This window comes from Alishewanella jeotgali KCTC 22429, from assembly GCF_000245735.1.
In the GTDB taxonomy this organism is placed as follows: Bacteria; Pseudomonadota; Gammaproteobacteria; order Enterobacterales; family Alteromonadaceae; genus Alishewanella; species Alishewanella jeotgali.
In genome coordinates this window covers 1-14750 of sequence record NZ_AHTH01000055.1, presented here as the reverse complement: position 1 = coordinate 14750, position 14750 = coordinate 1, and the positions used below count along the sequence as shown (strand labels likewise).

Annotated in this window: 16 protein-coding genes; 6 read left to right on the top strand and 10 right to left on the bottom strand. The window is 50.9% G+C overall.

What is annotated here, in order from left to right; all coding sequences use genetic code 11:
- The first annotated feature begins 77 nt into the window (after positions 1–77).
- Entirely contained in the window at positions 78–1049 is a 972-nt protein-coding gene (gene cysK, locus AJE_RS16590; RefSeq protein WP_008951816.1) for a cysteine synthase A, read from the top strand.
- 135 nt (positions 1050–1184) lie between these two features.
- Positions 1185–1631 (top strand): hypothetical protein, encoded by a 447-nt coding sequence (locus AJE_RS16585; RefSeq protein WP_008951815.1) that lies wholly within the window; start codon positions 1185–1187, stop codon positions 1629–1631.
- Between the two features lie 88 nt (positions 1632–1719).
- Here AJE_RS16585 and AJE_RS16580 read toward each other — a convergent pair whose 3' ends face one another.
- Positions 1720–2454 carry an enoyl-CoA hydratase-related protein gene (locus AJE_RS16580; RefSeq protein ID WP_008951814.1) on the bottom strand — a complete coding sequence of 245 codons (735 nt, stop codon included), beginning with the start codon at positions 2452–2454 and terminating at the stop codon, positions 1720–1722.
- A 13-nt stretch (positions 2455–2467) separates the two neighbouring features.
- Positions 2468–4207, bottom strand: a complete 1740-nt coding sequence (gene ggt / locus AJE_RS16575; RefSeq protein ID WP_008951813.1) for a gamma-glutamyltransferase — start codon at positions 4205–4207, stop codon at positions 2468–2470.
- A gap of 117 nt (positions 4208–4324) precedes the next feature.
- Here ggt and rrtA point away from each other — a divergent pair, with 117 nt between their 5' ends.
- On the top strand, positions 4325–4855 hold the full coding sequence (rrtA, locus tag AJE_RS16570) for a rhombosortase (protein WP_237709389.1): 531 nt from the start codon (positions 4325–4327) through the stop codon (positions 4853–4855).
- Here rrtA and AJE_RS16565 read toward each other — a convergent pair.
- The 5 genes from AJE_RS16565 to AJE_RS16545 are packed head-to-tail and all read right to left on the bottom strand — an operon-like array spanning position 4842 to position 9561.
- Positions 4842–5531 (bottom strand): YdcF family protein, encoded by a 690-nt coding sequence (locus AJE_RS16565; RefSeq protein ID WP_008608172.1) that lies wholly within the window; start codon positions 5529–5531, stop codon positions 4842–4844. The genes rrtA and AJE_RS16565 overlap by 14 nt on opposite strands.
- The gene (locus AJE_RS16560) at positions 5528–6868 is read right to left on the bottom strand and encodes an O-antigen ligase family protein (RefSeq protein WP_008951812.1); all 1341 of its coding nucleotides are present in this window, start codon (positions 6866–6868) and stop codon (positions 5528–5530) included. The genes AJE_RS16565 and AJE_RS16560 overlap by 4 nt, the downstream gene beginning before the upstream one ends.
- A complete protein-coding gene (locus AJE_RS16555; RefSeq protein WP_008951811.1) occupies positions 6865–7758 on the bottom strand; it encodes a glycosyltransferase in 894 nt (297 codons plus the stop codon). Before AJE_RS16555 ends, AJE_RS16560 begins: the two co-directional genes overlap by 4 nt.
- 10 nt (positions 7759–7768) lie before the next feature.
- On the bottom strand, positions 7769–8506 hold the full coding sequence (locus tag AJE_RS16550) for a WecB/TagA/CpsF family glycosyltransferase (RefSeq protein WP_008951810.1): 738 nt from the start codon (positions 8504–8506) through the stop codon (positions 7769–7771).
- The gene (locus tag AJE_RS16545) at positions 8503–9561 is read right to left on the bottom strand and encodes a glycosyltransferase family 4 protein (protein WP_237709388.1); all 1059 of its coding nucleotides are present in this window, start codon (positions 9559–9561) and stop codon (positions 8503–8505) included. Before AJE_RS16545 ends, AJE_RS16550 begins: the two co-directional genes overlap by 4 nt.
- A 161-nt stretch (positions 9562–9722) precedes the next feature.
- Here AJE_RS16545 and wecA point away from each other — a divergent pair, with 161 nt between their 5' ends.
- The 3 genes from wecA to AJE_RS16530 are packed head-to-tail and all read left to right on the top strand — an operon-like array spanning position 9723 to position 13259.
- Entirely contained in the window at positions 9723–10784 is a 1062-nt protein-coding gene (gene wecA, locus AJE_RS16540; RefSeq protein ID WP_237709387.1) for a UDP-N-acetylglucosamine--undecaprenyl-phosphate N-acetylglucosaminephosphotransferase, read from the top strand.
- Positions 10781–12088, top strand: coding sequence for a flippase (locus AJE_RS16535; protein ID WP_008951807.1), 1308 nt, complete (start codon positions 10781–10783; stop codon positions 12086–12088). Before wecA ends, AJE_RS16535 begins: the two co-directional genes overlap by 4 nt.
- A 13-nt stretch (positions 12089–12101) precedes the next feature.
- The gene (locus AJE_RS16530) at positions 12102–13259 is read left to right on the top strand and encodes a polysaccharide pyruvyl transferase family protein (RefSeq protein ID WP_008608155.1); all 1158 of its coding nucleotides are present in this window, start codon (positions 12102–12104) and stop codon (positions 13257–13259) included.
- Positions 13260–13356: 97 nt separating this feature from the next.
- Here AJE_RS16530 and AJE_RS16525 read toward each other — a convergent pair whose 3' ends face one another.
- The 3 genes from AJE_RS16525 to AJE_RS16515 all read right to left on the bottom strand — a co-directional run bounded on the left by AJE_RS16525 (position 13357) and on the right by AJE_RS16515 (position 14487).
- On the bottom strand, positions 13357–13653 hold the full coding sequence (locus AJE_RS16525; protein ID WP_008951806.1) for a DUF6482 family protein: 297 nt from the start codon (positions 13651–13653) through the stop codon (positions 13357–13359).
- Positions 13654–13743: 90 nt separating this feature from the next.
- The gene (locus AJE_RS16520; RefSeq protein WP_008951805.1) at positions 13744–14169 is read right to left on the bottom strand and encodes a nuclear transport factor 2 family protein; all 426 of its coding nucleotides are present in this window, start codon (positions 14167–14169) and stop codon (positions 13744–13746) included.
- An 18-nt stretch (positions 14170–14187) separates the two neighbouring features.
- Positions 14188–14487, bottom strand: a complete 300-nt coding sequence (locus AJE_RS16515) for a type II toxin-antitoxin system RelE/ParE family toxin (protein ID WP_008951804.1) — start codon at positions 14485–14487, stop codon at positions 14188–14190.
- Between the last annotated feature and the right edge of the window lie 263 nt (positions 14488–14750).

Sequence of the window (14750 nt, the reverse complement as noted above, 5' to 3'; positions counted from 1 at the left end):
TATAGCCAAATGCTTCTTCAGTTTTTTATTAAGACGCGTATTCTTATAACCAATATCTTCTGATTCTGGAGTTTTTTATGGCAAATGTATACGCAGATAACTCATTGTCGATCGGCCGCACCCCGCTGGTCAAATTAAACCGCGTGGTTAAAGGCGCGAATGTCTATGCCAAGATTGAAGCACGCAACCCCAGCTTTAGCGTCAAGTGCCGCTTAGGCGCAGCGCTGATTTGGGATGCCGAAAAACGTGGCATTCTAACCGCTGACAAAGAGCTGGTAGAGCCTACCTCGGGTAATACCGGTATTGCGCTGGCCTTTGTTGCCGCCAGCCGCGGTTATAAACTGACCCTGACCATGCCGGCGACCATGAGTTTAGAACGCCGTAAGCTGTTAAAGGCACTGGGCGCCAATCTGGTGCTAACCGAGGGCCCGAAAGGGATGAAGGGCGCTATTGAAAAAGCCAAGGAAATTCAGGCTTCTAACCCGGATAAGTATTTAATCCTCGGCCAGTTCGATAATCCGGCTAACCCACAAATTCACTTTGAAACCACAGGCCCGGAGATCTGGCATGATCTGGATGGTCAGGTTGACGTCTTTGTCGCCGGCGTCGGTACCGGCGGTACCATTACCGGAGTCAGTCGTTTCTTTAAACAGGAAAAAAATCACCCGCTGGTCAGTGTCGCGGTGGAGCCAGTGGAATCACCGGTGATTACCCAGGCCAAAGCCGGTGAAGAATTAAAGCCAGGTCCGCATAAAATCCAGGGCATTGGCGCCGGTTTTATCCCGTCAGTATTAGAGCTGGATTTAATTGACCGCGTCGAGCAAGTCAGCAGCGATGATGCCATTGCCATGGCACACCGCCTGATGAAAGAAGAAGGCATTCTGGCTGGGATTTCCTCGGGTGCTGCCGTTGTGGCCGCCGCTCGCCTGGCGGAATTACCAGAGTACGCGGGTAAGAATATTGTCGTAGTACTGGCCAGCGCGGCTGAGCGCTATCTGACTAGCCCATTGTTTGCCAATGTGTTTAGTGAACAAGAGCTCAGTGTATAAGTCTTAGCTCGTCTCAATGAAACATCATCAGGCCGCTTTTTGCGGCCTTTTTACTTTACATAACACTAAAATAGTCGCACACTTTTTAATAATGCGGCGGTGAGCCTCGTTTTACCCTAACTGACGGATAGCGAGATGCAAAAATATCTATTTATGTTGATGGCAATGCTGTTAACACTGACTGCGTGCGAACGGAACCCTCAGGTTAATGCTCAGCTCGGAACACCGGAATATATAGCCGGTGAGTTTTTCCATGCCATTTATAACGAAAAAGATCTGCACAAGGCAAAGAGTATGGCAACACCGGAGTTCGCTAACTTATTAAACTCTTACGGCACAGCCCGTCAGGCCGGCCGTATTTTATTTAATATGAATTTCGACAACGTCACCATTAACGTGAATCGCAGTGGTCGAAATCTCCGAGAGCAGTATCACAATAATGCCAATATTCAATTAATTCTGGATGGTGAATTTGACGGTAAGCGCATTCAGGAAGTACGTAATGTAATTTTAGTTAAACAACGCAGCAGCTGGTTAGTTAGCGAAGTACAGGCCGACCGTTTTAGCAGTGCTGTTCGCTGAATCTATGTTGGGGGCGTGACCTGAATACGCCCCTAAACACCCTATCATCTGGAACCAGTACCTTAATTTAGCTAAACCAAAGCCGGTTTTAGCTGCGCTTGAAAAAAGCTTGCAGCCGCTGCTGACAACTGTCGCTTTGCAAGAGCTGCTGAAACTCTGCCAACTCTGTCGCTATCGCGTGTTCTGTTTGTTTATTATTGGCTTTTAACAGCGCTTTGCTAACCAGTACCGCCTGCGCTGGTAACGCCGCTAATGCTTGCGCTTTGCTGGCAGCATGCGCCAGTAGTTGCGCAGCAGGCACAATCTCATTTACCAGACCAAAGGCTGCCGCCTGCTCACTGCTAAAAGCCTCGCCTAACAGTAAATATTGTGCCGCACGCTGGTAACCGGCGATTTGTGGTAACAACAAACTGGAAGCGGCCTCAGGACAAAGCCCCAGCTGGGTAAAGGGCAATTGAAAACGGCAGTCCGGCGCCGCATAAACCAGATCACAATGCAGTAACACCGTGGTGCCGATACCAATCGCTAACCCTGCTACCGCAGCCACCAGCGGCTTGGGAAAGGCGGCGACGGTATACAGAAACTCCACCACCGGATGCTGGCGATTTAATTCGCCGGCCGATAAAAAATCTTTCAGATCATTACCGCTGCTAAAACAGTGTTCGTTGCCTTGCAGCAGTACGACCTTGATCGCCGGGTTTGCCGCAGCACTTTGCAAAGCCGCAGATAACTCGCGGTACATCTGTAAGTTCAGCGCATTTTTCTTTTCAAAGCGTTGCATACTCAGGATCAGTACGGCATCCACTTGTTGTTGCTGTATCATAAGGTATTCCTTGTTAAAATCCGGCTACCCGCCCTTCACGTCTGGGATCGGCAGCACCTTCAAGCTGGGTTGGCTTGACCTCAATGGCGTGTAAACCACTATTCAGATCCTGCAGTTGTACCTGATAACCCAGCTCCTGCAGTGCCGGCGCTAGTTCTACCAGCTCAGTACCGGCTTCCAGCGCCAGATAATCATTGCGATGGGTAAAGCGGGCTAAATTCAGGGCTTGTTGTACATCAAGTTGCCAATCCAAAACCGCAACCAGACTTTGCGCCACATAATTAATTATCCGGCTGCCGCCTGGCGATCCTATCACCAGTTTCAGTTGATTGTCGGCATCAAACACCATCACCGGTGCCATTGAACTGCGCGGCCTCTTACCGCCCTCAACCCGGTTTGCTACCAAAACGCCGTCAACGACAGGCTCTAAACTAAAATCGGTTAGCTGATTATTTAGCAAATAACCATTCACCATTAAGCCCGAGCCAAAGACGTTTTCAATACTGGTGGTCATACTGACCGCATTGCCGGTAGCATCGACAATTGACAAGTGGCTGGTATTGGGAAATTCCACTGCCTGGCTGCTGGCCAGTGGCTGGGCGCCTTCAGGTTGACCGGCGCTAAATGCCTGGTCACGACCTGTTAGTAACGCCGCGCGTTGCTTCAGATATTCCGCAGCCAGCAAACCCGCCACCGGGACCGGTGCAAAATCCGGATCAGCCAGATAACGATCTCGATCGGCAAAGGCGGCGCGCGATGCCTGACTGATCAGATGCACAGCTTCCAGACTGTTAGGTTTAAGCGCTGCCAAATCAAACTGCGCCAGCATACCCATAATTTGTAGTACCGCCACCCCACCAGAGCTGGGTGCGGTCATCGAGCAGATCTGATACACCCGGTACGGAATGCAGAGGGCATCCTTTTGCTGGGCCTGATAATTGGCAAGATCCTGTAACGTCAAAGTACCAGGATTGACCGCAGCCTGATTGACAGTGCGCACCAGCGCTTCTGCATTCGCGCCCTGATAAAAGGCGCTGACACCTTCGCTGGCAATTTTTCGCAATAAGGCCGCGTACTCGGGATTTTTTAATAGGGTACCGGCAGCCAGTGGCTGATTATCCGGGTAATAAAACTCTTTTGCCGGTGACAACTGCCTTAATCCCTGATTCCATCCCAGCGCCAGTTGTTTCGCCATCCGCTCATTCACAATAAAGCCCTGCTCTGCAGCGGCGATGGTATCGGTAAAGAGCGCAGCCCAGGGCAACTTACCAAACTGTTGATGGGCATCAGCGAGCGCCCGTAACACTCCCGGCACGCCAACAGACTTACCGCCAACATAGGCTTCTCGCCAGCCTAATACTTTACCGTCCTCGGCAAATAACCAGGGGCCGGCGGCAGCAGGCGCCGTTTCACGGCCATCAAAGCTGGTTAACTGACCACTGTCAGCCTGAAAATGCAGGATAAAGGCGCCACCGCCAATCCCGGAGCTCTGCGGTTCAACCAGGCCAAGCATTAACTGGGTGGCAATGGCCGCGTCAATAGCGCTACCACCGGCTTGCAGGATCCGCTTGCCCGCCTCCGCCGCCAGCGGATGCGCAGCCGCGACCATCGCATTGGCATGACGGGTCAATTGCTGTTGCACCAGCCCCGTAGCCGCTTCCGGCTCACGGGTTTCCTGTGGCGTTACCGCCACACTTTGTAATGGCAGTATGGCCGAAAATAATAAGCTGTAACAAAGCGTGAATTTATTCATAATAAGCACTTTACTAATCAATGGCGCCCTGACACCCTAACCAGTTCTGACAGCAAATTCAACCGCCCAATGTTATCAACTACGCTAAAGTCTTATAAAGTCTATCTGCTCCTGTTTATGTTAAGTACAGTGCTGTATTTTTTACCGGCGTCTTATCAGCAACTGCTGGAATATCAGGCCGTAGCCATCCGTAGTGGTGAATTCTGGCGACTATTTAGTGGCCACCTGCTGCACAGCAATCTGCTGCATTTACTGCTAAATCTGCTGGGTTTAATGGTGTTAATGTTACTGCATGGCAAACTCGAAGGTCGCATGGCGGTCGGCTGGCAGCTGATACTGCTGTCGCTAAGCACTAGCCTCGCTTTATACTGGCTGGCTCCGGATGTTGAAATTTATGTCGGCTTATCCGGCATTTTACATGGCTTACTTTGCTATGGCGCCACTGCCGATATCCGACAAGGCTTCAACTCAGGTGGCCTTATTTTACTTGGAGTTGCAGTCAAGGTTGGTAGCGAACAGTGGTATGGTCCAGATCCTGAGCTAAGCGCGCAAATTGCGGCTGAGGTGGCGATTGACGCCCACCTCTACGGCGCTATCAGTGGCATATTACTAGCCCTGCTTAGCTGGCGTCAGATCAAACACCAGTGAGCTTGCGTCCGCCTAACTTGTACACCGCGTAACTGCTAAACTCTGCGGTCAGTTTACTGTAAAAATCCAGGTTTGACAGATTGACGGTAAAAAAGCAGTTTAAACTGCAGTTTACCGGCCTCAGTGTCTGGCTGCTGGCCGCACCAATGCTGGCGTCCAACTGATATTCCGCGATCAGCCGGCTAACGCGCCAGCTATGAAAATCACTGGTGATAAAACGAATTTGCCGCTGCTGTGCCAGTCGTGGCGCCAGACTGGCAAACTCCTGATAGGTATTGTCACCGGCATCAAAGCAGTCAGCAACCACGGCGGGGAGTTGCTGTTGCAGATAATCCAGATAAGGCTGGCAATAACGGGTGGTGATTAAGACCGCCACAGGCCCCGGCTGTGCGACTTCTGCGTTAAGTTGCTGGATCCGGGCTCTGGCACAGGCGGGTAGCTGCGTTGCTGAACCACCACAACCCAGCACCACATAAAGGCTGGCCGGGGCTGTGACGCTGGAAATGCCCTGTTGGTACCAGAGCCGGGCGTGATTGGCGATATAGGTATTGCCAACCAGATAGTAAAAACCCCACAGCAACCAGAGGCCTTTTTTGCGATACAGCAGACACGCGAGCAGCAGGCCATAAAGCAACAGGTTTTGCGGATATAAAAAGGGTTCCAACAGATCCTTCATCTTGCCTCCCTATCTGGCTGAACGACTGGCGTCGACGCCCCGCCAATCGTCTGCGGCATGGCTGTAGTTAACACTGACGGCGTACGATTTACCAGTACCGCGGCGTTAATCAGTGCCCAGGGCAACCATAACATACCCGAGGTCAGGACATGCCCGGCTAGCAAAGCCACTGCCAATAACAGCAGATTGAGCAAAGCTAACGGCAACACCAGCTCACTCTTTGCCATGCGACTCCACAGCAAACTAAACAGACGCAGAAAACTTAAGCAGAACAATAAAGCACCTGCCACCCCATAAAACAGCAGCAGATCGAAAAAATCCAACTCAATAAAGTACTTTTTCAATAGCAGGCGTACGCCCCCCTGACCAACGCCTAATACCTGTAACCAGTGCGGGTAGTGTTCAGCAACTAACGCAAAGTTACGTTGCAGATAAAAATCGCGCGATGATAACAAAATGCCGCTCAGCCCCCGCTGTTGATAGGCAAACTGTAGCTTGTCATATAGCCCTACCCACTGCAGCAAGGCGGTCAGATGATAGAGCAGCAAAGCGGTGAGTACGACTAATACCAAGCCAGCGGCCAGCAGATAAGGCTTAGCCTGTTGCCACTGTCTTTTATCCATTAATAGCAGGGGCGTCAGCAATACCAACAGCAGGATGCCAAATAAACCGGTTTTGGTCAGCATCAGTGCCGCGATAAAGAAAGCTGCCAGCGCAATCAGTGGGTAGGCCCAGCGCCGTCGTTGCCAGCTGCGGCAAAGTAACCAGCCGCTTAACACTAATAACAAGGCTGAGAGCTCGTTAGTAGAAACAAAGTACCCCTTAATACCAAGGAATTTTTGACTTACCTGCTCCATCGGTTGATAGGCAGTACCGCCGTAGCCGACAACACCAAGCACAGTATTGAGCAGTAACAGCATAAAGGCTGCCAGTACCACAGCATCTACATAACGCAGATAGTCTTGCTGCAGTGTTTTCGCGCGGGCAGCAAAGTAGGCCAGTGCCAGTAGCATGGCGCCAGCTTTGGCTATCAGTTGCAGGTCGCTCAACAAATAAGGATGACCGGTCAACCATTTGATATACAAAGGACCGGGTAGCATCAGTACCAGCAGAAGTAAAGGTAAACGCAGCTCTCTGCGACACAACTGCCAGCCGCGCCACAACAGTAGCGCTAATAACAGGGCTTTAAATGCTGCTGACAGCGGCAGCAGACTGCCCAGACTATGACGCAACAGGCCATTTAGCCAGTCGACCAGCACAAAGAGTGCCGCCATCACCAGGATCAGCCGATCCAACAGTTGCGGCGACACGAAAAGCAGCCGGCTTTGCCAGTTCATTTTTTGAGCAAACCCCGGATACCTTTGTTCATCAACCGTAAACGGAGCGCGCTAAACCAAGATAACTTGTGCTTTAAAAAATAACGCCATTTCAGATTTAACAGGCCATAGCGACACTGGCGGAAAAACTCCGTCAGTGTCAGAGGTTTCTTTTGCATCGTTAAGCGGTAAAACATCTGATTCTGCAGATTACGCTCGCTCATCAGTGGCCGGTGTTTGGCAACAAATTGCTGATGTGCGTCCAGTCGTTTTGGCGAATCGGTGATCCGGCCGAGTTCATGCCCAACATTCACCTTATAGCTGGCATTGGCAATCCGCTTCGCCGGGCCATAGGCCGCGACCACCCGCACCCACATATCATAATCCTGAAACGCCGCCAGACCGGTATCAAAGCCACCCAGTGCTAACATCCGCTCTCGGCGTACCAGCGCCTGATTTGACAGCGTGTGTAAATCCAGTAATTCACTCAGACTTACCGTAGCTTCATCGGCAAACAAGGTTTTGCTAAAGGTACCGTAATCCCAGATATAGGCGCTACAGACCATACTAAATTGATCATCATAGGCCGCATAAAGGCTGCTGAGGCGCTGCGGTAAAAACTCATCATCATCATCCAGGCCGGTGACAAAGTCGCCTCGAGCCTCATTAATGGCTCTGTTGCGGGCGGCGCAGGCGCCCTGCCCCTGTTCCTGCCGCAGGATCCATACCCGCGGTTCTTTAGCATAACGCTCGCTCAGCTGCTCATAGGTCTGATCTTTTGACGCATCATCCACCACGATCAGCTCAAAGTTCGGATAATCCTGCGCCAGTACCGAGTCGATAGCCCGGCAGGCCATCTGTGCCCGGTTATAGGTAGGCATATAGACACTGATTAACGGTAATGCACTCACCCTTTGCTCCTTAAATTTTTCCAATCAGCACCCACCACAGGTACCTGAATAAGCGTAATTGGCGACCAATGCGGCTTGGTTGCGCCAATAAACGGTAAGCCCATTCCAGATTAAGCTTACACCAGAGTGCCGGAGCGCGTTTTACGTTGCCGGTAAAGACGTCATAGGTGCCACCGACGCCCATATAAAAACAATCCGGATGGACTGCCCGGATGCGCTGGATCAGCAACTCTTGCTTGGGCGAACCCATCGCCACGCTGACAAAGCGGGCGCCACTGGCTTTGATCGCCTGCAGCAATTGCGCTTCATCTTTAAAATAACCATCGGTCGCGCCCACTACCGGCACCCCAAGCTGCTGCAACTTATCGCGGGTTTGCGTCAGCACTTCGGGCTTGGCACCAACCAGATAGACGGGAACCCGATACTCTGCCGCCCGCACCATCAACGCCTGCCATAGTTCACAACCCGGGATCCGCTCCACCGGTCGCTGCAGACGTTTTTGCATCACTTTAACCACCCCAATTCCATCGGCATAGCGCAGATCGGCTTGTTGGATCACGGCTAACACCTGCGGGTTCTCCAGTGCGGTCAGAATTTTCTCCGGATTAATGGCAATGGCCGAACCGGCATAGACGGAGCCATCAGCACGGATAATATAGGACAGCAATTGCGCCATATTGGCAAAGGCCGACACCTGAACCGGACCAATACCGACTTCAGCGATAGCAGTCGAGGATGTGCTCGTCATAACATAAGTTCCTGATAATGTTTACACAGTTTATTCACGATCACGGGCAGTAAGATTTGCTCAGCCTGCATCCGGCCCTGCTGTTGCAACTGCCGGTAGGCGGTCTCATCCAGCGCCAGTAATTGCCTGATCGCAGCCAGCAACTGCCGCTGGCATAAGGCTTCATCCTGTTGTGACACAGCATAACCGGTGACGCCCTGCCGTATTTGCGCCCTGGCACCATCAGTATCGGTCGCCACAACAGGCGTATAACACGCCATCGCCTCAGCCATTACCAGACCAAAAGATTCTTTGCGCGATAAACTGATAAAGCAACGGGCGCGCTGATACAGTGCCAGCAAATCCGCACCACTTTGTGGGCCAAGCAAGGTGATATTGGGATAGGCAGCGGTGGCTTGTGCCAGTGCTGCCTGCCAGGGCCCTGAACCGGCGATCACTACGCGCCAGGCGTGCAGCTGTGGCAACATAGCCAGTAAGCGATCCATCCCTTTATTCTGGTCCAGTGTACCAACATAGAGCAAATCAATATCTTTATCGGTTTTGCTGTGCCAGGTCGCGCTAGCATAACGGTTATCAATACCGGCCGCCAACACCTGCGCCCGCTCTGGCTGCATAAAAAATTGTTGCTGCAGCGCCTCACTACTAAAGATCCAGCTATCCACCTGCCGCGCGCACCAGCGATACAGGCGCCCGGGTGGCTGATAATGATAGATATCTGAGCCGTGGCAGGTGACGACAATTTTCGCCTGCGGATTGCGTAACCAACGGTATACCAGCGCTAACCAGATTGTCGGATAAAAGAAATGGACGTGCAATATCTGATAGCCTTGGCGGCTAAACAGAAAGCGCCGGCAAAAATCGAGGAAAAAAACCGGATACTTCAATAACCTGTTCAGCCAAGAGTCACGGTGCCAGCGCATATAATGATAGGCAGGTTGCAGGCCCTGAGCCTGTAATGCTGTGACCTGGGCGCGCACAAAGTTGCCCTGAAACGGTGATGAGGGTTTAGGACCCATATTAGTGATCACGAGGACCCGGGGTTGTGTTGCAGTCACCCTGTGCTTTACTCCTGAGAAGACGGATAATTGCCGGTTCCATTAATTTATTTATCAGGACCGCGGCCAGCTAGTCGTTTATTGTCGCACTAAGCAGTATCATTACACCAGAGTGCTGCTGACAGCCAGCTGAATAAAAAGATGATGAAAAAGAAACCACTATGACAACTCAGCTTCTATTGATGATAACGGCTTTTGCCGGTTGCCTGCTTGCCATTTTAAGTTTTTATCCGTTATCGCAACGTATTGGTCTGGTCGATATTCCGCGTGGCCGTAAGCAACATCAGGGCGCCATTCCGCTGATCGGCGGCTTATCAGTATTTACCGGTATGTTGCTTGGTTTTGCGTTGTTTCCGGTTGCGGACTTAGATGCCGGCTACTACCTGACACTTGCCGGTGCGCTGGTGATCCTCGGCGCCTTTGATGATTATCTGGATCTGAGTGTGAAATTACGTCTGGCGGTGCAGTTACTGCTGAGTGCAGCCATGGTCTATGTACTCGATTTGCACCTGGCAAATCTGGGTAATTTATTTGGTTATGGCGATGTCAGGCTCGGTTTTCTCGGCATCCCTGTCACCCTGATTGCGGTGATAGCCGCCATTAACGCCTTTAATATGACTGACGGTATCGATGGTTTAGCCGGCATGCTCAGTCTGGTTAGTTTTGTTGCCATTGCCGGCTTTATGTTGTTGTGGGGTCAGGTTGAACAGGCGCTGCTACCGATGGTACTGATCTGCGCTATGCTGCCGTATCTGGCGTTTAATTTACAGCTGGTGCCCGGTAAAAAGATCTTTATGGGCGATGCCGGCAGCATGTTAATTGGTTTTTCTGTGATCTGGCTGCTGATCGTCGGCACCCAGAGTGAAAGTGCCAGTTTCCGGCCCGTTACTGCACTGTGGTTAATTGCCATACCGCTGATGGATATGGTCGCTATTATGGTGCGACGGATCCGCAAAGGCCAGTCCCCCTTTCAGGCCGATCGCGAACACTTACACCATATCTCGCTGCGTCTGGGCCTGAACTCCCGCGAATCGTTAACGCTGATTACCGCTCTGGCTTGTATCTTTGCCTGTATCGGCATTATCGGTGAGTATCTGCTGATCCCGGAGGGCATTATGTTGTTGCTGTTTTTGCTGCTATTCGCCGGTTATATCCAGCTATTGCAGAATGTCTGGCGCATTCTATCGGCGCTACGCCGCCGTTTACAGGGAGCCAAAGGTTGAAACTGCTTAAAAAAATCTTACTGGCCCGCGCTACGGCGATGCTGGGTGACAAGCTGGTTAAACTCAGTGCCGGTGCAGTACTGACGATCTTTGTCGCCCGCATGCTGGGTGCCAGTGAGCTGGGTATATACTCTATCGTGATGGCGTGGAGTGCCTTTTTAGTGCCGCTAACCAGCATGGGACTAAATAATCTGGTCGTGCGGCAAATGGTTAAGCTAGATAGCGGTCAGCAAGCCATGACGATGCTCTACACCGCCGTCAGTATCCGGCTGGGGCTGGGGCTAGTCGGCGGCGCCCTGATGCTGGCACTATTCTACCTGCTTAATGGCGAACTCTTTAGCGGCCATTTAAGCTATACCATACCGCTGCTGTTTATGTTGCAGGCGTTTTTTGGCTTTCTGTTGTTTGAATTTTATCTGAATTATCAGGGAACTTTCCGCACCCCGGCCTATGTTAAATCGATAATTTCACTGGTAAGTTTTGGCTTAAAACTGGTTTTGCTCTATCAGGGCTTCGGTATTGCCAGTTTATTGCTGATTTACGCCGGCGAGTTTTTGATTGTCGCGCTGGCCCAATATTGGATCTATCGCCAGAAACACCGGCCTTTTAAAGAAGAGCAACAGCGCTGGCCGGGCTATCACCCAAAATACTTTAGCCTGGCCTATGGCAAACAGTTGTTACAACGCTCATCCTGGCTGTGGTTATCCGGCATTGTCTCTGTTATCTATCTGAAAATTGATATTGTGATGCTGGGTGCAATGGCCGGCACTGAGCAAGCCGGTATCTATGCCGCGGCCAGCCGTTTGTCGGAGCTGTGGTATGTGTTTCCGGCCACGCTGGCCGTGCGCTATTACCCGGATATGCTAAAAGCCTATGAAAAAAGCTGGGACGGTTATTTAATCAAGCTACGCCGTTTTGCGCTGCTGTTTTTTAGTGCTGCCCTGGCGATCGCGGTGGTGATGAGCCTGACAGCAGATTGGATAGTGGTGCTATTATTTGGTGAAGCCTTTAGCGCCGCAGTAACCGTATTACAAATTCATATCTGGTCCGGCTGTTTTATCTTTGTCCGTTATCTGATTGGCCAGCACCTGGTGATCACCGAACAAGAACCACTATCGCTATTTAGCCATGGTATGGGTGCGCTTTTAAATGTCGGGCTGAATTTATGGCTAATCCCTCAGTACGGCATTGTCGGTGCCGCCTGGGCGACGCTGATTTCTTATGCCTATGCCTCTTTCTTCTTTTTATTTTTCGCCAAGCGCACCCGCGAACAGTTCTGGCAACTGCTGCGGGTAAAAGCCTGATCAAGGAAACCTTATGACTAAACCCTATTTTGTCGAAATTAAAGGCGTGCAATTCCGTAACAAAGGCGCCTATCTGATGCTATTGGCCTGTTTGCAAGGCCTGAAAAAACTGAATAAATCCTTTGAGCTGGTGCTGTCTCCCGGCCCCAATCTGCCTTACCCGGAGCGTGCCCGCCATGGCGCCTGGCAAAAACTCTCATTCCGGCGCAAAGGCCTGGATCTCACCGGTGTTCTGGGCAAGCTACCCGGGCCTTTACTACGTTTATTTAAACGTTACGGTATGGTTACCGAGCGCGATGTCGATCTGATTCTGGAGGCCAGTGGCTTTGCTTATGGTGACCAGTGGCCGCTGACTTTCTTGCAGAATACCGCCAAAGAAGTGGTGCGTTTTAGCAAAGCCGGTAAACCCTTTGTCTTTATGCCGCAAGCCTTTGGCCCCTTTAGCTCTAAGGAGAGTAAAGCGGCAATGCGCGATATTATTCAGCACGCACGGCTGATTTTTGTCCGTGATCCGGTCTCACTGCAACATTTACAAAGCTGTGTCGATGTCCTGCCAGAGCATGTGGTGTTAACCCCGGACTTTACCGTCGGTTTAAGCGCGGAAGCCAATGCCGAGGTGCCACAGCTGAATGTGCCTTTCGCAGCGCTGATCCCAAATTCCAAGGTCGTCTCCAAGTTTAATCATGCCAATGCCGAAGCGATGCGCAGCGACTATGTTGCGGCTTTCGCTGCTGCGGCCGATTATCTGACGGCATTGGGCATTCAGCCGGTGCTGGTCAACCACGAAGGTAAGGAAGATGCTGAGCTATGCGCCGAAATCGCCGCCCGTTCGCCCTGCGGCCTGGTACAAATCGAAGATCCGCTGGCGGTAAAATATTTTATTGGTAAGGCGGAGCTGGCGGTCAGTTCACGTTTTCACGGTGCAGTAAATGCACTAAGCCAGGGTGTCCCCTGTATCGCCACCAGCTGGAGCCATAAATATCATGCGATGATGAGTGATTTTGGCATGGGTGATTTTTGTGTTGCTGAACTGTCAGAGCAAAGCTTATTAGATGCCTTAGCACAGCTACTGCACGAAAAAGATGCCTTAGCTGCAGTGGTGGCAGAGCGGGCGGCTACGCTAAAACAGCGTAACCAGAAAATGTGGCAGCGTCTGGCGCAAGTCATCTAAGCAATTAAACACTCAGCACAGGCATGGCGCCGGTAGCGCCCGGCCTGTGCTGAAATAAACAGATTCATCTAACCAGTATTAGTCCAGCTGGAGCCACTCAGACCCAAAGCGGCACTTTTAAAGTGTTGTCAGTCTTTTCCGGGCCACCACACATCTCGTCGTAGGCCGACTGATGCACCAACCAGGCCTGGCGCACGGTACAATCACTCAGCGATTGCTTCACCTGCTCCACACTGTGAAACCGCTGTGGATGATTGTCATCATTAACCAAAAAACCACGACGACCATCGTAGTCGGCCTCGACCAGATAAACCCCCATTTCGTAAGAATGCACCACCAGCTCGTCAATCCGTACATCCTGATGATTAAGATGCTCTGCGCGATGATAAGGCATAATTAGCTCCTACTTTGCTAGACAGCTCGTTAGTCTAGCTTAGCTTACGCTCAGAATTTTTACTCAGATCGCCGCCTGGCAAAACTTTATTTAATCCAGCTTGCGGGTGGCCTGCCAGTTTACCGCCTGCCATTTACCATTACGTTTGACGAAGGTGCCGCTATTTAAAAAACGTAAGGTTTCCTGCGCTGAGGTACCAACCAGGGTAAAAGCGACCACTGCAGTATCGCCATATTGCAGGATCTGCAGATCTTCACTGCTGTAACGCATGTTAATCTCAGCCGCTGGCAGCTCACCACGACTATTAACCCCTTGCATTAACTCGGCTTTGCCAAAACGCCGCCCGGCCGAACTGGTATAAATGAGTTCTTCCGCCCAATACTTATCGTGTACCGCAGGGTCATTACGGGTCGCGCCATCCAGAAATTCGGCTAGTAAAGCAGTCAGATCGGCCCTATCATCAGCATAAGCAGTAGAGGACATTAATAATAACAAGGTTATAAAGATAGCTCGCATATAAACTCCGTATGCCGGTTAAGGTAGCCATAACTCTAATGATTGAGAACCTATTATTGCCATAATTTCAATTATTTGCCCATTAATACGAAAATAAATATGGTCACGACCACAAAGACAGCGTCTATATCCTGGTCTTATGTGATCAATCGTTTGAAATAAAAAAGGATTTTCTGCTATTTTCTGAAACATCTGAAAAAATTCATAATAATAAAGATCCTCTTGCGAAATATCATAGTTGCAAATCCCGAAAGCATAGATCCGTTCTAAATCAGCGACTGCTAATTCTGATAAGCGATATTGATAAGACTCAGTCATTAGGGCGTGTTGACGTTTGCTGCTTAGATTTTGTTCACACTGGCGGCGCTTTGATCGCGAAACGAGGAGCGCAGTTTAGTTATTCTAAATAAGTGACGAGTGAAGCTACCGCGTCCTGCTCTCGCCCCTGACCTGCATCCATGCAGGCCACAAAGAGCAAAGCGCCGCCAGCGTGAACCCTTCGGGCAGCGTTTGGCTGGCGTTTCTACTGCGTTATCGCTTGCTCATGTAGAATAACTACACATCACAAGCTCTGCCTTGTA